The sequence below is a fragment of the Pseudoalteromonas sp. SWXJZ10B genome (assembly GCF_015864475.1).
Classification (GTDB): Bacteria; Pseudomonadota; Gammaproteobacteria; order Enterobacterales; family Alteromonadaceae; genus Pseudoalteromonas; species Pseudoalteromonas arctica.
On the sequence record NZ_JADYXD010000062.1, the window covers coordinates 1 to 713 of the forward strand.

Sequence of the window (713 nt, forward strand, 5' to 3'; positions counted from 1 at the left end):
TCAGATGACTTTGATAATACACCGCCGACACTCACTGTTGATGTTGCAGCACAAAGCGACAGCAACACGCCAATCATAAGCGGCACAAGTGATGCGGGCGAGGGGGCACAAGTGACTATAGTGGTTACTGATAGCGCAGGCAACCCACAAACTATCACCGCCCTTGTGGATGCAAATGGTGATTGGAGCGCCACACCAACCACACCGCTAAGCGAAGGTGAAACGACCATTGAAGTAAGTGTGCGCGACAGTGTCGGCAACGAAACCACCGGGAGTGACACCACCACCATCGACACGCAAGCGCCAACACTCACCATTCAAAACGTGGGCGATATAAGTGATTTAACACCAGAGCTGCAAGGCACCAGTAATGAAATTGGTGGCACCGTTACATTAACTATCACCGACAGTGAAGGCATCAATCAAACCCTTAGCACCGTTGTAGGCAGCGATGGTCACTGGGCAATCGAAGTCTCGACAGCCCTTGCACAAGGTGAGTTTAGCGTTGTTGCCAGCATTACTGATGTTGCAGGCAACGACACCACCGCGAGCAGCAGTGGTAACGTAGACACCATCACACCGGTTGTCACCGTTGATGCACTGGGTTTGGGTAACGACAGCACTCCAGTGATTAGTGGTACCTCAACAGAGCCTGCAGGCACGGTTATAAACATTGTTATTACCGACAGTAACGGTGATGAGCACCCAATCAC

The 713-nt window shown here is 51.5% G+C and carries 1 protein-coding gene; it reads left to right on the forward strand.

Going from position 1 to position 713, the window contains the following annotated elements; all coding sequences use genetic code 11:
* Window positions 1-713 (forward strand): Ig-like domain-containing protein (locus tag I6F54_RS20175; RefSeq protein ID WP_231617064.1); only part of this gene is annotated, 713 nt, incomplete at both ends.